Here is an 18687-nt window from a genome sequence, read left to right on the forward strand (position 1 = left end):
AGAGGGACCGGTGGCGTGTCAGTCCTTGTTGCCGGTCAGTTCCTTGGCGTTGGCCGCAAAGTCCGCGAAGCTGGCGGTCTCGTGCTTGTGCTTGGACAGCGCCTGGATCGAAACATCATGTCCTTCAGCGGCTTTGCGCAACGCCCCGACGGTAGCCTGGGCCTCGGTGATGTGGCTGAACGGGTCGAAGGAGTACCAGCGCATCGCGTTCTGGTACGACATCTTCTTGATCTCGTCGTCGGGCACGTTGTTCAGCGACAACACATCCCACAACTCCTCCGGCGCTCCCGGCCACATCGAGTCACTGTGCGGGTAGTCGGCCTCCCAGCAGATGTTGTCGATGCCGATCTCGTTGCGCAGGGCGACACCGACCTTGTCGCTGATGAAGCAGGTCAGGAAGTGCTCGCGGAACACCTCGCTGGGCAGCTTGCCCTTGAAGTCCTGATGCGTCCACGTCGAGTGCATCTCATAGGTCCGGTCGGCACGCTCGAGGAAGTACGGGATCCACCCCGTGCCGCCTTCGGACAGCGCGATCTTCAGGTCCGGGTAATCCTTGATCGGTTGCGACCACAACAGGTCCGCGGCCGCCTGGACGATGTTCATCGGCTGCAGCGTGATCATCACATCCATTGGCGCGTCGGGGGCGGTGATCGCCAGCCGACCCGAGGATCCGATGTGGACGTTCATCACCGTGTTGGTGTCGACCAGCGCTTCCCACAGTGGCTTCCAGTGCTCGTTGTGGAAGCTGGGGTAGCCCATCGCTGCCGGGTTCTCGGTAAAGGTCAGCGCGTGCACACCCTTCTTGGCGACCCGTCGCACCTCCTTGGCGCACTCTTCGGCATCCCAGATCACCGGGATCGCCATCGGGATGAAGCGGGCCGGGTAGGCGCCGCACCACTCCTCGATGTGCCAGTCGTTGTAGGCCTGCACCAACGCGATAGAAAAGTCCCGGTCTTCGGTGGCAAACAGGCGCGCGGCGAAACCGGGAAAGGACGGGAAGCAGATCGACGCGAGGATTCCGCCGGCGTTCATGTCCTTGATCCGCTCGTCGACGTTGTAGCAACCGGGGCGGATCTCGTCGAGGCCCTGCGGCTCGATTCCATACTCCTCTTTGGGACGACCGGCGACCGCGTTGAGCGCGACATTCGGAATGATCGTGTCGCGGAACTGCCAGGTGTCGGACCCGTCCTCGTTGTGCACCAACCGCGGCGCATCGTCGATGTACTTCTTCGGCAGGTGATTCTTGAACATGTCGGGTGGCTCGACCGTGTGGTCGTCGACGCTGATCAGGATCATGTCGTCTTTGTTCACTGCCCGGTCCTCTCCGTCGGGGGCGTTTCGGGGCCCACCTGGTCACTGGCTCACGCTTTCAAGCGATTGTTGCGAACCCGTGGTCGCCCCGTCGACGAATTGCTTTCGCCGTTGACTTCTCCCGTGCCATGAAAACTAGCTTCTTGAATCGAGAGAATCAACATTCCAAGGGTACCGGCCCCGCCGCAGGGGCTGGGTTGGCAGATCGGATGGGGTTACCTGGAGCGCACGCGTCGGTGCAGATGACACCCGGATATTGACCAACGGCGGAGTTCGTGGAAACCTGTTGGTCAAATTTGAGAATACGATTCTCTTACCTGAGGAGCCCGCATGCGCCTGTCCCCTTTGACGGCGGAGGAGTGGGACGACGCCGCCCGGGACGCGGTATCGGTGATGCTGCCCGAGGAGCGTCGCAACCCCGACGACGCCGGCACCCTGTTATCCACGCTGGTCCGTCACCCGAAGCTGACCCGCGCCTACCTCAAATTCAGCACCTACCTGCTGTACGGGTCGACGTTGCCGGCGCGGGTACGCGAGCTGGTGATCCTGCGCGTCGCGCACCGCCGCGAGTGCGACTACGAATGGACTCACCACGTCGAGCTGGGCGCGCGAGTCGGGCTCACCGATGCGGACATCGCCGCCGCGCGGAACGGGCACTCAGATGACGCGTTCGACGACGCTGTGTTGCGTGCCGTCGACGAACTCGACGAGAAGAGCAACCTCTCCGATCAGACCTGGACGGCACTCGGCGAACGGCTCGACGTGCAGCAGCGGATGGACCTGGTCTTTACGGCTGGCAACTACATCGCGCTGGCACTGGCATTGAACACTTTTGGCGTCGAGGTCGAGGACCGCGCCGGCGACGATGCAGAGCCCGCAGGGCGATGAGGAGAAGCGGCGCTAGATACCGCGCCCGCGACGATGCAGAGCCCGCAGGGCGATGAGGAGAAGCGGCGCTGAAGAACGCGCCGGAACACAAGAGAGGTAAGGACATTGGCACACTTCCCCAAGCCCGCCGCGGGCAGCTGGACCGAGAATTACCCGGACCTGGGCACGGACCCGGTGGACTACACCGACTCGATCGACCCGGCGTTCTTCGAAGCTGAACGCGAGGCGGTCTTCAAGAAGACCTGGCTCAACGTTGGCCGGATCGACCGACTCCCCCGCACCGGCAGCTACTTCACCAAAGAGCTGCCGTCGGCGGGTAAGGGCACGTCCGTGATCATCGTCAAGACCAAGGACGGCTCGGTCAAGGCGTATCACAACGTGTGCCGGCACCGCGGAAACAAGCTGGTGTGGAACGATTTTCCGAACGAAGAGACCTCCGGTACCTGCCGGCAGTTCACCTGCAAGTACCACGCCTGGCGCTACAGCCTCGACGGTGACCTGACCTTCGTTCAGCAGGAAGAGGAATTCTTCGGCCTCGACAAAACGAACTACGGCCTGGCACCGGTGCGCTGTGAAGTGTGGGAAGGCTTCATTTTCATCAACTTCGACTCGGATGCGGCACCGCTAGTCGACTACCTCGGTCCGCTGGCCAAAAGCATCGAGGGCTATCCGTTCGGCGAAATGACCGAAACCTATTCTTACCGCGCGGAAGTCGGCAGCAACTGGAAGCTGTTCATCGACGCGTTCGTCGAGTTCTACCACGCGCCGATCCTGCACCAGGGTCAGTACACCAAGGAAGAAGCCGCCAAGATCCAAAAGTTCGGCTACGAGGCGCTTCACTACGAGTTGGCCGGCCCGCACAACCTGCAGTCGACCTGGGGTGGGCAGGCGCCACCCACGGACATGTCCATGGTCAAGCCGATGGATCAGGTGCTGCGCAGCGGGCTATTCGGCCCGTGGGACAAGCCGGAAATCATCGAAAACCTGGAGCTGCCACCGGGTGTCAACGTGAAGCGGGTGCCGCAGTGGGGCATCGACTCGTGGCTGTTCTACCCGAACTTCATGCTGCTGATCTGGGAGCCGGGCTGGTTCCTGACCTACCACTACTGGCCGACCGCGGTCGACAAGCACATCTTCGAGTCGACGCTGTATTTCGTTCCGCCGCGCAACGCGCGGGAACGGCTGGCCCAGGAGTTGGCGGCGGTGACGTTCAAGGAGTACGCGCTGCAGGATGCCAACACGCTGGAGGCGACGCAGACCATGATCGGCACTCGGGCCGTCAAGGAGTTCCTGCTCTGCGACCAAGAGGTTTTGATCCGCCACTTGCACAAGACCACGGGCGACTTCGTCGCGAAATGGGAAAAGGAGCACCACAACAATGGCGTTACCGTCTGAATTCGCCGCCCTCGAGCCGTTTCTCGACTGGGATCTGGCCACCGAACCGGAGCGTTACGCCAAACGGCTGAGCTCCTCGATGGCCGAGATGCAGGCGTTCTACGACGTGGCATTCCCGAAGCTCAACGATGTCATCGCGTACTGCGATAAGTTCCCGTTGGACGATCTGCCCGACGACGCGAGGACACTCATGCACATCATGCAGTCGCTGGTGATGGTGTCGTTCCCGATCGAGGCGTGGAAGCAGCCGCGCGTTCCCGACAGCGGGGCCGCCTGGGTCGAGGTGCTGCGGGAGCCGGTGATCTAGCCGGTGCTCACGCTGAAGGCCGCCGGGCTGCTCGACGTCGACGCCGGTGAGATCGTCTCGCCAGGCATCGTGCGCGTCGACGGCGACCGGATCGTCGGTGTCGGTGGCGAACCCGAAGGCGACATCATCGATCTCGGCGATTCCATCCTGTTGCCAGGACTGATGGACATGGAAGTCAACCTGCTGATGGGTGGACGGGGCGAGACGCCCGGACTGTCCCAGGTGCAAGACGATCCGCCGACGCGGGTGTTGCGCGCCATCGGTAACGCCCGACGCACGTTGCGCGCAGGGTTCACCACGGTGCGCAACTTGGGGCTCTTCGTGAAGACCGGTGGCTACCTGCTCGACGTGGCGCTGGGCAAGGCCATCGACGCGGGGTGGGTCGATGGGCCCCGAATTGTGCCGGCCGGTCATGCGATCACACCGACCGGCGGCCACCTTGATCCGACGATGTTCGCCGCTTTCATGCCGGGCGCGCTCGAGCTGACCGTCGAAGAGGGCATCGCCAATGGTGTCGACGAGATCCGTAAAGCCGTGCGTTACCAGATCAAGCACGGCGCGCAATTGATCAAGGTATGCGTGTCCGGCGGCGTGATGTCGCTGACCGGTGAGGCTGGTGCGCAACACTATTCGGACGAGGAGCTCCGCGCGATCGTCGACGAGGCGCACCGACGAGGGCTGCGGGTGGCCGCGCACACGCACGGCGCAGAAGCCGTCAAGCACGCGGTCGCGTGCGGCATCGACTGCATCGAGCACGGTTTCCTGATGGACGACGAGGCCATCCAGATGCTGGTCGACAACGACCGCTTCCTGGTGACCACCCGCCGGCTGGCCCAAGCGATGGACGTGTCCCGCGCTCCAAAAGAGCTGCAGGACAAGGCGGCCGAGATGTTTCCGAAGGCGGAGACGTCGATCAAGGCCGCCTACGAAGCTGGGGTGAAGATCGCGGTCGGCACCGACGCGCCGGCGATCCCACACGGCAAGAACGCCGACGAGCTCGTCACGTTGGTGGAGTGGGGCATGCCGCCGCTGGCGGTGCTGCGGGCCGCCACCACGGTCGCGGCCGACCTGATCAACGTCAATGACCGCGGCCGGCTGGCAGAGGGTCAGCTCGCCGACATTATCGCGGTGCCGGGAGATCCGTTGTCGGACATCACCGTGACGCAACACGTGAACTTCGTGATGAAAGGCGGCACAGTCTATGTCGGACCGAATTGAGGATCTCGTGGAGATCCAGCAACTGCTGGCCCGTTACGCGGTGACGATCACCCAGGAAGACATCGACGGTTTGGTCGCGGTTTTCACCCCGGACGGCACTTACAGCGCGTTCGGCGAAACCTACTCGCTGGACCGGTTTCCCGTGCTTGTCGATGCCGCGCCGAAGGGTCTGTTCATGACCGCGACCCCGGTGATCGACCTCGAGGGCGACACCGCGACCGGGACCCAGCCGTTGTGCTTCATCGACCACGCCACCCACGACATGCGGATCGGCTACTACAAGGACAACTACGTGCGCACCGCCGACGGGTGGCGCTTGAAAACCCGTGCCATGACTTTCATCCGGCGTAGTGGCGTACACGATTCGGGTCGGCCACACGCGATCGGGCGTCCCAGCTCGACAGCATGAAGGTCGAACAGTTCCGGACGGATCTTCGGGCCTGGCTCGACGAGCAGGACCTGACGCCGGGCCCGGATCATTCACTCGAAGGCCACATGAAGCAGATGGCCCGGGTCAGCCGAGCGCTCTACGACGCCGATTGGATGCGCTACGGCTGGCCGGTCGAGGTCGGCGGGTTGGGCGGTCCCGCGATCCTGCGCGCGGTCGTCGGCGAAGAAGTGGTGGGTCGCCGCCTCGCCGAGCCGGGCCCCTATTCGATGCTCGAAGTGCTGACGCCGACCATGATCGATTACGCGCCCGACGGGCTCGCCGCCGAGATGGTTCCACGCCTATTGCGCGGCGAAGAGCAATGGTGCCAAGGCTTTTCCGAGCCCGGGTCCGGCAGCGACCTGGCATCGCTGACCACTCGGGCCGTGCAGGACGGTGACAACTGGATCGTCAACGGCCAAAAGGTGTGGACGAGCTACGCGCAGTTCTCCACCCGATGCATCCTGCTCACCCGGACCGCGCCCGGCTACCCAAACCATCAAGGCATCACTGCTTTTTTTGTCGACCTGGATACCCCTGGCATCAGCGTACGCCCGTTGCGCACCATGCACGGTGTGGACGAATTCTGCGAGGTCTACTACGACGACGTCGTGGTGCCGGGTGACCGCATGCTCGGAAAACCGGGCGACGGTTGGCGGCTGGCGATGGACCTGCTGCCCTACGAACGCTCCACCTGCTTCTGGCAGCGTATCGCGTACCTTTACTCGCGTTTCGACGAGCTGATCGCCGAGGCTCACGATCCGGACGAATACGAGCTCGGCGCAGCGTATCTCGCGCTGCACACGCTGCGCTGCCGGTCGCGTGCCACCCAGCACAGGCTGGCCGACGGCGAGTCGTTGGGGCCGCAGACGTCGATCGACAAGGTGCTGCTGGCCGGCGCCGAGCAGCGGTTGTACGACACGGTGCGCGACCTGTTACCGGGCGTGCTGGAGTTGGACGACACTCCTTGGCGCTCGGAGTTCCTCTATTCTCGCGCGTCGACCATCTACGGAGGTACGGCCGAGATCCAGCGCAACATCATCGCGCGCCGGCTCCTTGATCTGGGCAAGGAGTGAGCGTGGACGCCCAATCCGTGCAGCTGCTGGAAGACGGCCTGCGTAAGACGATGGAAACTTCGTCGGGTGAGCGACTCGACAGGGCGCTGATCGAGCTCGGTTGGCTCGAAATGCTCGACGAAATGCCTGATGTCGCAGTCCCACTGGTGTTTCGCCTCCTCGGTGAGACAGGCGCCCACGCCCCGGTGGTCAACGACGTGGTGCTACGTGCAGCCGGTCGCGACGGCGGCGGCACGGTGCCGCTACGGTATACCGGCGACTCGTGGGTGGTGTGGGCGCGTTCCGGTGAGCCGAGTTCGGTGCTGGGCGACGATCTGCCGATTCACCCTGTCGGCGAAGGGGATTCGACTCCGCTGGGGCCGGGACGGCAGGCCGTTGGCTGGTGGCTGGTAGGCACGAGCCGGGCCATGCTGTCGCTGGCCCGTCAACACGCCCTCGACCGCACGCAATTCGGGCGCCCCGTCGCGTCGTTCCAGGCGGTCCGGCACCGCCTCGCCGAGACGCTGGTTGCGATCGAGGGCGCCGAGGCGACGCTGGTGGCCGCCGCGACCGAACCCGACGATCTCGGCTTCGCGCTCGCCAAGGCCGCCGCGGGACAGGCGGCGCTGACCGCGGCACGACATTGTCAACAGGTGCTCGGCGGTATCGGGTTCACCGCCGAGCACGGCCTGCAACGCCACATCAAACGCGCGCTGGTGCTCGACGGATTGCTCGGTAGTTCTCGCGACCTGACCCGTGAAGCAGGAATTACACTACGCACCAAGGGTTTTGCGCCACGACTCATCCAGCTCTGAGCGAAGGCTCAACGGTCACACCCGTCACTGACGAAAGGTATGTACCCTTCTGCCCACCTCTGAGCGAATCAGTAATCGAATTCGCTCGAAGGCGGGCACGCCGGGTCCCGCTTCCGGTAACGCCGTGTGGATCACGTTCGACTGATAATCAGATTCGCGGCAGGCCCAGAATTCGCTGGGCAATGATGTTCCGCTGGATCTCCGACGTGCCGCCGGCAATCGTCGCGGCGAAGGTACGGAGGTAGCGATCGAACCAGCTGCCGAAATGCGCATCCAGACTCAGCGGTGCATAAGAACCCGTGAGGGCCGGGTGGACAAGCCCGTCGACTCGGCTGGCGCCCAGCACATGCTCGGTCCCGGCTTGAACGGCCTCGGACCCGAGCAGCTTGAGCACCGACTGGCCCGCCACGTCGTCCTCGCCCCGGGCGGCCCGCGCCAGCGTCACCGAACCGATGAGCCGCAGCGCCTCGCAATCCATCACCAAGGTGGCGTACCGATCGCGTTCGAGCTCCCCCGACGGCTCGAAATCGGCTGCCAAGTGCTGCAATTGGTCGGCATAGCCCATCCAGAGCATATTTCGTTCGTGCCCGAGCGAGCCGTTGGCGACCCGCCATCCTTCGTTCAGCGGGCCCACCAGATTCTCCGCCGGCACCCGCACGTCGGTAAAGAACACCTCGTTGAAGTCCTGGTCGTCGCGGGCGGCGGCCGAGGCGAACGGCCGGCGCGTCAGGCCCGGGCTGTCGGTGGGAATCAACAGCACGCTGATCCCCTTGTGTTTCGGTGCGTCGGGGTCGGTCCGCACGAAGGTCAGCAGCACGTCGGCGTCATGGGCGCCCGACGTCCACACCTTCTGCCCGTTGACTACGAAATGGTCCCCGTCACGAACCGCGGCGGTGCGCAGCGACGCGAGATCCGAACCGGCGCCCGGCTCACTCATGCCCAGTGATGCGGTGATCTCGGCCCGCAGGATGGGTACCGCCCACTGCCGCTTTTGCTCCGGCGTCCCGAAAGACAGCAGCGACGCGGCAATGATGCCGACGCCCTGCGGATTGAAGCTCTGGTAGATCCGACGGCGGGACAACTCCTCGGCGTGCACGTACTGCTGCAGCACGCTGGCGTTGCGGCCGCCGAACTCCGGGGGCTGGCCGGGTAGCAGCCAGCCGTTGTCGAACAACAGCTGCTGCCATTGCCGGGCCCACTGCGGGACGTCGGACGACGACCGCGAACGCTGCACGGCCTGCGCCTCCACAGGCTGGTGCTCGTCGAGGAAAGCCACGAATTCGGCCCGAAACGCTTCGACGTCGGCATCGAAGGTCAGCTGCATGTGCGCTCCGTAATTCGCATTCCGCTTCCCTGGAGGGCGGTAAGAGAATACTATTCTCGCGAAGGGAAAGTTACAATCTCAGACACGTCGTCCCGCGAGGGGGAGAGCACAGCAATGACACGGCGTTCTCCGGTAGAGTCCAACCATGTTCTCCCCTCTCGGCAGCACTCCGAGCCGCCCGTGACCAGTCCCAGCGAGGAGCCGGCCTGGAAGCAGCGCGCCGTCGAGCGGTCGATCAAGACAGCGAAACTACGGGCCGCGCAGCGGGTGCAGCGTTTCCTGGACGCCGCGCAGGCCATCATCATCGAGAAGGGCAGCACGGACTTTACCGTCCAAGAGGTCGTCGACCGTTCTCGGCAATCGCTGCGAAGCTTCTACCTGCAGTTCGACGGCAAACATGAGTTGCTGCTGGCGCTCTTCGAAGACGCCCTGAGCCGCTCCTCGGACCAGATCCGCGCCGCCACCGCCAACCACAGTGACCCGATCGAGCGCTTGAAGGTTGCAGTCGAGCTGCTGTTTGAAGCGTCACGCCCGGATCCGACCGCGAAGCGGCCGCTGTTCACCGACTTTGCTCCGCGGTTGCTGGTGTCACATCCCGAGGAAGTCAAAGTGGCGCATGCGCCCTTGGTGACTTTGCTCACCGAGTTGATGGAAGCGGCCAGCGAGGCCGGCGAATTGCGTTCTGGCATCAATCCGAGGCGGATGGCCGCGATGACCATGCAGACGGTGATGTTCATCGCCCAGTCGAGCGGCGGCACCGACGACGCCACCGTGCACCCGATCACCGCCGACGAGGTCTGGGACTTCTGCTCGCGAGGATTCGTCGGCACATAGTCGACTGAGAACCTCCGTACCGCTCAGCGAGAATCGTACTTGCGCTCGTGCGACCCGAAGTTCTGCTGAGGTAGCGCCCACGCGGGCGGATCGCCAGGTAAAGCACGGAAACTGTGTTCGCATATCGCACGCAGAACGCCGGTTGGAGAATGAGATTCTCGCTATCAAAGAATAATGAGTAGCGAAAATGGATCTTACATTGACACCCGCCACCGCCCGGTGACAGAGTGGCCGCAGATTCTTTGCGCCATCACCCATGCGCGCGCGGCGAGAGGCGAGACCCCAGTGACAGTGGCTGCACCCGACGGCGTCTACTACGACCCGTACGACGTGGAGATCAATGCCGACCCCTACCAAGCTTTCAAGGCGATCCGCGAGGAAGCGCCGCTGTATTACAACTCCCAGCACGACTTCTATGCGCTGAGCCGGTTCTCCGACGTCGACGACGCACTCGTCGACCACGCGACGTTCAGCTCGGCTCGGGGCGCCATCATCGAACTGATCAAGGCCAACATCGACATCCCACCGGGCGTGATCATCTTCGAGGACCCACCAATCCACGACGTGCACCGCAAACTGCTGGCCCGGATGTTCACGCCTCGCAAGATCAACGCGCTCGAACCCAAGATCCGCGAATTCTGCGCGCACAGTTTGGATCCCATTGCCAGCGGCGACAGCTTCGACTTCGTCGGCGACCTTGGCGCTCAGATGCCGATGAAGGTGATCGGCATGCTGCTCGGTGTTCCCGACGAATACCAAGAAGCGGCGCGCGACAGAGCGAACAACCAAATGCGCACCGAGGCAGGCAAACCGATGGATGTCTCGTCCCCGATGGACAACGGCGAGTTCTTCGCCGAATTCATCGATTGGCGTGCCAAGCACCCGTCCGACGACATCATGACCGACCTCTTGAACGTCGAGTTCGTTGACGAGAAGGGCGTGACACGGAAGCTGACCCGCGACGAGTTGCTGACCTACATCGCCGTCGTATCGGGCGCGGGCAACGAGACCACCACCCGGCTGATCGGTTGGGCCGGAAAGGTGTTGGCCGAGCACCCGGACCAGCGTCGGGACCTAGTCGAAAACCCGGCCCTGATCCCCGCGGCCATCGAGGAACTGCTGCGCTTCGAGCCGCCCGCCCCGCACGTGGCCCGCTACGTGACGCGCGACGTCACCTACTATGGACAGACCGTGCCCGAGGGCAGCGCGATGATGATGCTCATCGGCGCGGCCAACCGCGACCACCGCCAATTCCCGCCGGACGGCGACGTTTTCGACATTCACCGCGAGCCACGCCAGCACCTGTCCTTCAGCGTCGGCACCCACTACTGCCTGGGCTCGGCGCTGGCGCGGCTGGAGGGACGAATCGCGCTCGAGGAAATCCTCAAGCGCTTCCCCGAATGGCAGGTCGACCTCAGCCGTGCCGCATTGTCACCGACGTCAACCGTTCGTGGCTGGGACACGATGCCGGCGGTCGTCGGTTGAGCGATCACAACTAAGGAGATGAGGTAACGATGGCGGGTCGCGTCGAAGGCAAGGTCGCGTTCATCACCGGTGCGGCCCGTGGTCAGGGTCGCGCGCATGCGGTGCGGTTGGCTCAAGAGGGTGCCGACATCATCGCGGTCGATGTCTGCAAGAAGCTCGACACCGTGGATCTGATCGCCGCCTCCACACCGGAGGATCTGGCCGAGACCGCAGATCTGGTCAAGGGCCACAACCGCCGGATCTACACCGCGGAAGTCGACGTCCGTGACTACGACGCGCTCAAGTCCGCGGTGGACACCGGCGTCGAGCAGCTCGGCAAGCTCGACATCATCGTCGCCAACGCCGGCATCGGCAACGGTGGTCAGACGCTGGACAAGACCAGCGAAACCGACTGGACCGAGATGATCGACATCAACCTCGGCGGTGTCTGGAAGACCGTGAAAGCCGGTGTGCCACATATCCTTGCGGGCGGCAACGGTGGATCGATCATCCTGACCAGCTCGGTCGGCGGACTCAAGGCGTACCCGCACACCGGTCACTACGTCGCCGCCAAGCACGGCGTGGTCGGCCTGATGCGCACCTTCGCCGTCGAACTCGGCGCGCAAAACATTCGCGTCAACAGCGTGCACCCGACCAACGTCAACACCCCGCTGTTCATGAACGACGGCACGATGAAGTTGTTCCGTCCCGATCTGGAGAACCCAGGCCCCGAGGACATGAAGGTCGTCGGCCAGCTGATGCACACCCTGCCGATCGGGTGGGTCGAGCCCGAGGACATTGCCAACGCCGTGCTGTTCCTGGCCTCCGACGAAGCGCGCTACATCACAGGTGTGACGCTTCCCGTCGACGGCGGCAGCTGCCTGAAGTAGCTTCCCGTCGTTGCCGTCGGGAGGTCTAGCCCGGCCCCAAGGCAAAACCGTCGGTGTCGGGGACGTGGTACCACCCACCGGCGGCGTGGGTACCCCCATCGACATGGAAAGTTTGGCCGGTGATGTAGCTCGCCATGTCAGATGCGAGAAAGACTGCTGTACTGGCGATTTCGTAGACGTGGCCAGGGCGGCCCTGTGGGATCGCCCGGCTGGCCGCTGGACCCGGGCCGTCTGGGTTGAGCCGCATCAGTCCCTCGGTCAGGGTGAGGTCAGGCGCGATCGCGTTGACACGAATCCCGTTGGGTGCCAGCTCGAACGCGGCGGTCTTGGTGTAATTGATGACGCCCGCCTTCGCGCCCGCGTACGCCGCGTAGCCGGGCGCGGCACGCACACCTTCGATGGACGTCAGGTTGATGACGCTGCCGGGCAGGTCGGCGCCGACCAGCTCGCGGGCCACGAGCTGCGTGCAGAGCAACACATGCCGAAGATTCGCTTTGTAGAGTGCGTCCCAACCATTTTCGGTGGTGTCGAGCAGTTTCGAGAAGAACACTCCGCCCGCATTGTTCACCAGGATGGTCACCGTGCCGAGCTCCGCGGCAGTCTGGTCGAGTGCCGCGCGGACCTGATGGCTGTCCCGGACGTCGGTGACGATGCCCAGAGCGCCAATGGCGTCGGCGGATTCGGCGCAGCTGTCAGCGTCGCGCTCCCAAATCGCCACTCGAGCACCGAATGCGGCCAGACCCGCCGCGACACCGCGACCAATGCCGGTACCTCCGCCGGTGACCACCGCGACGCGATCGGTGAGCAGAATGTCGGACGGGCTGATAGTCATCGGGCGGCGGCCCGTCGCGCGGAGCCGGGCGTGTAACCGATCACGCCCTCGTTTTCCAACTCGACGATTTCGTCTGCGCTGAAACCGATCTCAGCCAGCAGCTCGTGGTTGTGTTGGCCGAGTAGCGGCGCCGGGGTCCGATGGAATCGTTCTGGTCCGGCCGAGAACCGTACCGGCACGGTGCTGTGCGGTGTCGTGTCGTTGACGGGGTGCCCGACATCTTCGAAGAAGCGACGGAAGTGCAGCTGCGGGATCTCGGTCTGTCGGTGCGGTTGCATCACCTTGGCGACCGGAACGCCGGCGTCCCACAGGCAGCGCACGATGTCGTCGCCGCTGCGTGTTTGGCACCACACGGCCAGCCGCTCGTCGATCAGGTCGTGCTGGGCGCGGCGGCCGTCGGCGCTGGCGAGTGACGGGTCGAGCGCCCAGTCGGGTTCACCGAGCGCGGCGCAAAGCCCGATCCATTGATCGTCGTCGGCCACCGCGATCGCGACCCAGCTGTCGAGACGATCGAATTCGTCGATGTCGGCGCAGCGGTAAAGGTTTTGGGGCGCGGCGACCGGTCCGCGGTTGCCGGCGCGCTGCAACAGCGCCCCGTAGGCAGAGTATTCGATGACCTGTTCGGCGGCGATGTTCACGGCCGCGTCGACCATCGCCGCCTCGATCATCACCCCCTGCCCGGTAGCGCGCCGGTGCTCGAGCGCGAGTAGCAGCGCGTTGACGGCGTGGATGCCGGCGTTCGGGTCGCCGATCGAGTACGGCTCGTAGGGGTTGCGGTCGGGGTAGCCGGTAAGCCAGCTCACGCCGGACGCGGCCTCGATGACGTAGGCGAACGCCGGGTTGTCGCGCCACGGCCCGTCGAGCCCGAAGCCGGGCATCCGCAGCAGGATGGCATCGGGCCGAATCGTCTGCAGTGCAGCGAAGTCCAGGCCGATCTGATCGAGCACCCGGGGTGTGAAGTTCTCGACTACCACCTCGGAGGTTGCGACCAGTCGGCGCAACACGTTTCGACCAGCATCGGTCTGAAGGTCGACGGTGACGCCGCGCTTGTTGGTGTTCAGCGCCGAGAAGATGGGCGACTTCTCCCACCACTGGTCCTCGGTGACGGGAATGCCGGCGAGCATGCGGGTGCCGTCGGGCTTCCGGGTCGACTCAACGTGGATGACGTCGGCCCCGAGCAGCGCCAGAAAATGCGTGCAGCTCGGACCGGCCCAAAACGTGGTCAAATCCAGGATTCGTATGCCGTTGAGCGGCAACTGGTTTACGACGTCTGCCACGGGACGCTCGATCGGGGTCGGCCGTGACCTCTGATAGTGCGCGGTGTGTTCGCCAAGCCGCGGCGCCGGCTGCGCCGCAGCGAGCAGCGCGGGCCGCAGCCGGTAGGGAGGGCCGGGCTGGGTGAATCCGTCGCGCGGGTTGGCCACAAACGTGCCACGATGCTGGAAATGCTCGAGCTCAGTGATGTTCGCGCCGTTCGCCACCGGAGCGTTGGGTATCCGGAACGCACTCGCGAGATCCCGGATGTCGTCGGCGTTCTGCGTTTCGAACCATGCGTGGATTTCGGCGGCCTTCTCGTTGGCCATCTCGGTGATCGACAGCGGCGACTCTTCGTCGATCCAATCCTGCCTGCCGATCATCGCGCACAGGTCGAACCATTGCTGCGCCGTGCCGCATCCGACGTCGACCAAGCCGTCCTTGGCTTTGGCGATTCCGGGAATGGTGAGCTTGCGGGCGTCCCGCCACGGGTGTCCCAGCATCTCGAAGAACGTGACCGGGTAATAGGTCAGGCCGAGGATGTGCGCTTCGAGCATCGACACGTCGAGCAGCTCTCCGGTTCCGGCTTCCAACTGCCGCATCCGAGACGTCAGAGTCGCGGCGCTGGCGTAGGCGCCGGTCAGGTAGTCACCGACCTGCCCGCCGACGAATACCGGTGCCCGATCGGCAGATCCGCGACCCAGGCCGACGATGCCACCGGACCATGCCTGCAGGGTGAACTCGGTCGCCGGGCGATCGCGCCACGGGCCGTCCAATCCGAATGGGGTGATGGCCGTGACCACCAGGTGCGGATGTGACTCGCGCAGCGCTTGCGGGGTGAAGCGCTCGGCAACCGCGGATCCGCGGGACCACACCACCGCGTCCGCGGCAGCCAGCAGGTCGTTGACCAGATCCGCGTCGCCGGCGCCGGCCGCCACACTGCGCTTGCCGCCGGCGAGGAACTGGAACAAAGCGCCGTCACCGTCGATGTCGGCGCCGGACGCTGACCATCGTCGCAATGGATCTCCCTGTGGCGACTCGACTTTGATCACCTGTGCGCCGCCGTCCGCCAGCAGCTTCGTGCAGTATGCGCCCGCGATACCGGTGGACAGATCGACGACGGTGTAGCCGTGCAGGGGCGCCACCGGCTACTCCTCCCCCACGTTCAGGCGCCGACCGCGAAGGTGGCCGAGGGACTCGACGTGAGAACCTCGGCGCCGTCGGAGGTGATCAACACCGCCTCGCGCCCGAATACCGCACCCACGCCGGATTCCCAGACGTAGCCGGTGACCGCCAGCACCATGCCCGCTTCCAGTTGCTCCTCGGCGGCGGTCGCCGGCAGGTGCTGGGACACCACGGGCGGGTCGAACCCCAGACCCAGGCCTCGCGCGATCGGCATCGCAGGCAGTTGTTCGCCGGCGGCTTGATACGCGGACAGCAGGTCGATGGCCGGTGCGCCCGGGCGGCACGCCTCATATAGCCTGTCCCACAAGGTATCCCAGCGGCGGTAAAGGTCGGCAGAACCTGCGACGTCGCCAACCGCCCAGGTGCGGCCGACCTCGCCGGTGTAGCCGCCGTCGAGAACTCCTGACGAGAACGCCACCAAGTCGCCGTCACGAACCAGGCCGTCCGGGCTCGCCCGGCGCCACGGATGGTCGCGCGCGGTCACCCAGACGGCGTCCTGGGTTGACGGGGTGCTGACCCCGCCGGCCGCCATCGCCTCCAACAGCACACCGGACAAAGCCTTTTCGCTGACGCCCGGCCGCAGTTCGGCCACGGCGGCGGCCAACCCGAGTTCGGCCACCCGGATGGCCTCACGCAGCGCGACCACTTCTTCGGGGGTCTTGATGCGCCGGGCCGCGCGCATCGCCAGCTCACCGTCGACCAACTCCGCATTCGGGAATGCCATCGGCAGCAGCTGTGCGAACCCCGGTGACAGTGCGTCGGTGCCCACCCGCTTCGCCGCTGCAGCACCGTCGATGCGCTGCAGGTTGGCGATCGTGTTCATCGGGTTCCAGGCGATGCCGTAGAGATTTTCGTGCGGAATGTCCTCCGGCACACCTTCATCCCAGGTGCTGAGTAGATGGATCGCACCGGTTTCACGCACGACCACACACGTCGGCCCGAAGGGTCGTGTCCCCGCTACCCACAGCTGCGGCGCGCCGGACACGTAGCGGACGTTCGCCTGCCGGCCCAGCACCAGCACGTCGAGATCGTGCCTTGCCATCTGCGCCAACGCGCGGTCGCGGCGACCCGTCCGGAGAGCGCGGTCGTCGGCCACCACCTCGGTACCCATGATCAGCGGACTCCGTACGGAGCGTAGGGATAGTTGGTCAGCCGGATATGCCCGTCCTCAGTGATGACGACGATCTCCTCGCTGCGATAGCCCCCGGTGCCCTCTTCCCACACCACGGGTTCGAGGACCATCACCATGCCCGGCTCGAGGACGAAGTTCTCGTCGAAGTCGTCGCCGAGATCGGTTCCGATCATGGGTATTTCGGCGGCGTTGACGCCGATGCTGTGCCCGAGGTAGAAGTGCGGCAGCCACGGCCGGACACCACCGTTGGCTTTCGTCGCCGTCCTGCCGAGATCCGCGACCGTCGCGCCGGCGCGCACCACGCCGAGCACAGCGTCCATGATCTCCTGCCACTTGTCATACTGCGCATGTTGGCGGGCGGTGGGCTGGTCGCCGACGATCCACGTGCGTCCGAAGTCAGAGCAGTAACCCTGGTAGGTGATGCTGACGTCGGTCCACAGCACGTCACCGGCGGCGAGCTCACGCTCGGTTGTCAACAGCGGCAACGCCAAATCACCGTGGGTGGTCCAGACCCCGTCCGCTTTGAACTTGGGCATCACCTGCCAGATCGGCTCCAGCATGCTGGCCATCGCGCCGAGTTCGAACGTGCGGCGGGTGAACTCCGCGGACAGGTCGATCTGCCGAATGCCGGGCGCGAGCGCAGCCTGCACGTCGACCATGGCCGTGTCGGTGATCTTCACCGCGGTGTTGATACAGGCGATCTCGTCCGGGGTCTTGATCAGCTTGGCCGCACCGACGATCTGAGCGGCATCGCTCGGTGGCCCCGAGAGGAACAGCTGCGGCTGAGCGCGTCGCATGGCCCCGGTGAGTTCGTCGACCGCGATCACGGCCGAGGCCGGGATGAGTTCCGGTAGCAGTCGCGCGAAACGCTCTACACCTTCGTCGAATTCGAGATAAACCGGGCCGTGCAGGTGGTCGGCCGGCAGGCCCGACTCCGAAGATGCGCCCTCCCGGAACGGAAGGAACAGGTGCGGGTGCGGGTCGTCGACGAGCACGACCGCCACGGGGCGTTCGACATACGACAATCCGGCATCACCGAGCGGCCAACTCACCCCCGCCGCATAGACGACACTGTTGTTGCCCAACAGGATCAGGGCGTCGATGCCGCGATCGGCCATCGCGGCACGCAGCCGCGCACCGGTCTCGCGGCGCATCCGTTCGATGTCCGGAATCTCCGGAATGTCGGCCACCGACGTCAGAGGCGGCAGCACCGAATGGGTCGAAGTCATCAAAAGGCCTACAGCCCGAGGAATTTGGTGACGTTGGTACTCACGATCTTGACCGCGTCGTCGGCACCGACGGCATCGACAACTGATGCCAGCGACTTCTCCGAGTAACCGAAGGTGCTTTCGTTGTGCGGGTAGTCGCTGGACCACATCACTCTGTCGACCCCGATCTGGTCGATCAACTGCAACCCCAGTGGGTCCACCATGAACGAGGCGCTCATGTGGGTGTCCCAGTAGTAACGCACGTCGTGTTCGAGGGGGCGGTTGAACATGTGCTGGTAGGACGCCACCAGATGCTCGGCATCTTGCAAAGCCCAAGGCACCCAGGAAATTCCGCCTTCGAACCAGCCGATCCGCAAGCTTGGGTGGTCATCGAGGATGCCGGTGAACAGGTACTTGGCGAACTGCTCCCGGAAACCGTCGATGTTGATCATCATGCCGACGACCACGCTGTTGAATTGACAGGGAGTCTTCGGCGGGGTCTCGCCGATGTGGTGGGTGATCGGCAGCCCGGCGGCCTCGATTTCATCCCAGACCGGCTTCATGGCGTCGCTGCCGTAGTCGATGACGTTGCCGTCGTCGTCCTTGCCGGGGTTCAGCGGCAACAGGAAGGTCTTCAAGCCGAGCGATTTCAATTCGGCCAGCGTCTTTTTCGCACCGGCCGGATCCCACCAGTTGATCAGTCCGGCGCCGTAGAAGTGGCCGTTCGACTGCTCCTGCAACTCGGCCATGTACTCGTTGTAGATCCGGAAGGCCAGCTCGCGGAGTTGCTTGTCCGGGTAGTGGAACAGCGCGAGAATCGCGTTGGGAAAGGCGAGTTCCTTGTCGACGCCGTCTTCACGCAACTCCTGGATGCGGGCCGCGATGTTGGTGCTGGCGGCTCCGGGCAGGTCGTCGTATTGCATCAGCACCGCGCTGAAATCGCCGGGCAGAAACGACTGCCCCTTCCTGCCAACCTGGTAGGCGCCGTCCTCGTACCAGATCCTCGGCGCCTTCTCTTTCAGCTCGTCGGGAAAGCGGTTGTAGAAGATGTCGTCGGCGATCGAGATGTGGTTGTCCGCCGAGAACACCACGGTGCCGGCGGGCAGTCCGGTCTTGCTGGCGTCGGCCTGACCGTGCCGGTCTTTCGG

At 64.6% G+C, this 18687-nt stretch carries 17 protein-coding genes; 10 read left to right on the plus strand and 7 right to left on the minus strand.

Annotation, left to right across the window (positions count from 1 at the left end; all coding sequences use genetic code 11):
• Positions 1-18: 18 nt before the first annotated feature.
• Positions 19-1311, minus strand: a complete 1293-nt coding sequence (locus MKK62_RS04505) for an amidohydrolase family protein (RefSeq protein WP_240262173.1) — start codon at positions 1309-1311, stop codon at positions 19-21.
• 330 nt (positions 1312-1641) lie between these two features.
• Between MKK62_RS04505 and MKK62_RS04510 the strand changes: the two genes are divergently transcribed.
• From MKK62_RS04510 to MKK62_RS04540, 7 genes are all read left to right on the plus strand, one after another.
• Positions 1642-2199, plus strand: a complete 558-nt coding sequence (locus MKK62_RS04510) for a carboxymuconolactone decarboxylase family protein (RefSeq protein WP_240262171.1) — start codon at positions 1642-1644, stop codon at positions 2197-2199.
• A gap of 105 nt (positions 2200-2304) precedes the next feature.
• Positions 2305-3594 carry an aromatic ring-hydroxylating oxygenase subunit alpha gene (locus MKK62_RS04515; protein ID WP_240262169.1) on the plus strand — a complete coding sequence of 430 codons (1290 nt, stop codon included), beginning with the start codon at positions 2305-2307 and terminating at the stop codon, positions 3592-3594.
• Positions 3578-3901: a hypothetical protein gene (locus tag MKK62_RS04520; RefSeq protein ID WP_240262168.1), complete on the plus strand. Its 324-nt coding sequence runs from the start codon at positions 3578-3580 to the stop codon at positions 3899-3901. The genes MKK62_RS04515 and MKK62_RS04520 overlap by 17 nt, the downstream gene beginning before the upstream one ends.
• A gap of 3 nt (positions 3902-3904) precedes the next feature.
• The gene (locus MKK62_RS04525) at positions 3905-5119 is read left to right on the plus strand and encodes a metal-dependent hydrolase family protein (protein ID WP_240262166.1); all 1215 of its coding nucleotides are present in this window, start codon (positions 3905-3907) and stop codon (positions 5117-5119) included.
• Positions 5103-5528: a nuclear transport factor 2 family protein gene (locus MKK62_RS04530; protein ID WP_240262165.1), complete on the plus strand. Its 426-nt coding sequence runs from the start codon at positions 5103-5105 to the stop codon at positions 5526-5528. The genes MKK62_RS04525 and MKK62_RS04530 overlap by 17 nt, the downstream gene beginning before the upstream one ends.
• Positions 5525-6622 carry an acyl-CoA dehydrogenase family protein gene (locus tag MKK62_RS04535; protein WP_240262163.1) on the plus strand — a complete coding sequence of 366 codons (1098 nt, stop codon included), beginning with the start codon at positions 5525-5527 and terminating at the stop codon, positions 6620-6622. Before MKK62_RS04530 ends, MKK62_RS04535 begins: the two co-directional genes overlap by 4 nt.
• A gap of 50 nt (positions 6623-6672) precedes the next feature.
• A complete protein-coding gene (locus MKK62_RS04540; protein WP_240263825.1) occupies positions 6673-7416 on the plus strand; it encodes an acyl-CoA dehydrogenase family protein in 744 nt (247 codons plus the stop codon).
• Between the two features lie 148 nt (positions 7417-7564).
• On the opposite strand, the gene MKK62_RS04545 is transcribed toward MKK62_RS04540, so the two are convergent.
• Complete coding sequence (locus tag MKK62_RS04545) at positions 7565-8740, minus strand: acyl-CoA dehydrogenase family protein (protein ID WP_240262162.1); 1176 nt, start codon at positions 8738-8740, stop codon at positions 7565-7567.
• Positions 8741-8920: 180 nt separating this feature from the next.
• Between MKK62_RS04545 and MKK62_RS04550 the strand changes: the two genes are divergently transcribed.
• From MKK62_RS04550 to MKK62_RS04560, 3 genes are all read left to right on the plus strand, one after another.
• Positions 8921-9574 carry a TetR/AcrR family transcriptional regulator gene (locus tag MKK62_RS04550; RefSeq protein ID WP_240262161.1) on the plus strand — a complete coding sequence of 218 codons (654 nt, stop codon included), beginning with the start codon at positions 8921-8923 and terminating at the stop codon, positions 9572-9574.
• A gap of 285 nt (positions 9575-9859) precedes the next feature.
• Positions 9860-11059 carry a cytochrome P450 gene (locus MKK62_RS04555; protein WP_240262160.1) on the plus strand — a complete coding sequence of 400 codons (1200 nt, stop codon included), beginning with the start codon at positions 9860-9862 and terminating at the stop codon, positions 11057-11059.
• A 29-nt stretch (positions 11060-11088) separates the two neighbouring features.
• Complete coding sequence (locus tag MKK62_RS04560; protein ID WP_240262159.1) at positions 11089-11928, plus strand: mycofactocin-coupled SDR family oxidoreductase; 840 nt, start codon at positions 11089-11091, stop codon at positions 11926-11928.
• A gap of 25 nt (positions 11929-11953) precedes the next feature.
• On the opposite strand, the gene MKK62_RS04565 is transcribed toward MKK62_RS04560, so the two are convergent.
• Genes MKK62_RS04565 through MKK62_RS04585 form a run of 5 tightly spaced genes read right to left on the minus strand, consistent with a single transcriptional unit; the run spans position 11954 to position 18630 of the window.
• Entirely contained in the window at positions 11954-12760 is an 807-nt protein-coding gene (locus MKK62_RS04565) for an SDR family NAD(P)-dependent oxidoreductase (RefSeq protein ID WP_240262158.1), read from the minus strand.
• The gene (locus tag MKK62_RS04570) at positions 12757-15159 is read right to left on the minus strand and encodes a CaiB/BaiF CoA transferase family protein (RefSeq protein ID WP_240262157.1); all 2403 of its coding nucleotides are present in this window, start codon (positions 15157-15159) and stop codon (positions 12757-12759) included. Before MKK62_RS04570 ends, MKK62_RS04565 begins: the two co-directional genes overlap by 4 nt.
• Before the next feature lie 20 nt (positions 15160-15179).
• Positions 15180-16310, minus strand: coding sequence for a M24 family metallopeptidase (locus tag MKK62_RS04575; protein ID WP_240262156.1), 1131 nt, complete (start codon positions 16308-16310; stop codon positions 15180-15182).
• 2 nt (positions 16311-16312) lie between these two features.
• Entirely contained in the window at positions 16313-17560 is a 1248-nt protein-coding gene (locus MKK62_RS04580; protein WP_240262155.1) for a M24 family metallopeptidase, read from the minus strand.
• Positions 17561-17568: 8 nt separating this feature from the next.
• A complete protein-coding gene (locus tag MKK62_RS04585) occupies positions 17569-18630 on the minus strand; it encodes an amidohydrolase family protein (protein ID WP_240263824.1) in 1062 nt (353 codons plus the stop codon).
• Positions 18631-18687: the final 57 nt, after the last annotated feature.

Origin of the sequence: Mycobacterium paraterrae (genome assembly GCF_022430545.2) — a bacterium.
GTDB classification, from domain to species: domain Bacteria; phylum Actinomycetota; class Actinomycetes; order Mycobacteriales; family Mycobacteriaceae; genus Mycobacterium; species Mycobacterium paraterrae.

What these genes read in the sequence shown, in the direction of transcription:
- MKK62_RS04510 (WP_240262171.1), top strand. Translation starts at nt 1,642, where the DNA reads ATGCGCCTGTCCCCTTTGACGGCGGAGGAGTGGGACGACGCCGCCCGG.
- MKK62_RS04520 (WP_240262168.1), top strand. Translation starts at nt 3,578, where the DNA reads ATGGCGTTACCGTCTGAATTCGCCGCCCTCGAGCCGTTTCTCGACTGG.
- MKK62_RS04530 (WP_240262165.1), top strand. Translation starts at nt 5,103, where the DNA reads ATGTCGGACCGAATTGAGGATCTCGTGGAGATCCAGCAACTGCTGGCC.
- MKK62_RS04535 (WP_240262163.1), top strand. Translation starts at nt 5,525, where the DNA reads ATGAAGGTCGAACAGTTCCGGACGGATCTTCGGGCCTGGCTCGACGAG.
- MKK62_RS04540 (WP_240263825.1), top strand. Translation starts at nt 6,673, where the DNA reads ATGGAAACTTCGTCGGGTGAGCGACTCGACAGGGCGCTGATCGAGCTC.
- MKK62_RS04545 (WP_240262162.1), bottom strand. Translation starts at nt 8,740, where the DNA reads ATGCAGCTGACCTTCGATGCCGACGTCGAAGCGTTTCGGGCCGAATTC.
- MKK62_RS04560 (WP_240262159.1), top strand. Translation starts at nt 11,089, where the DNA reads ATGGCGGGTCGCGTCGAAGGCAAGGTCGCGTTCATCACCGGTGCGGCC.
- MKK62_RS04565 (WP_240262158.1), bottom strand. Translation starts at nt 12,760, where the DNA reads ATGACTATCAGCCCGTCCGACATTCTGCTCACCGATCGCGTCGCGGTG.
- MKK62_RS04575 (WP_240262156.1), bottom strand. Translation starts at nt 16,310, where the DNA reads ATGGGTACCGAGGTGGTGGCCGACGACCGCGCTCTCCGGACGGGTCGC.
- MKK62_RS04580 (WP_240262155.1), bottom strand. Translation starts at nt 17,560, where the DNA reads ATGACTTCGACCCATTCGGTGCTGCCGCCTCTGACGTCGGTGGCCGAC.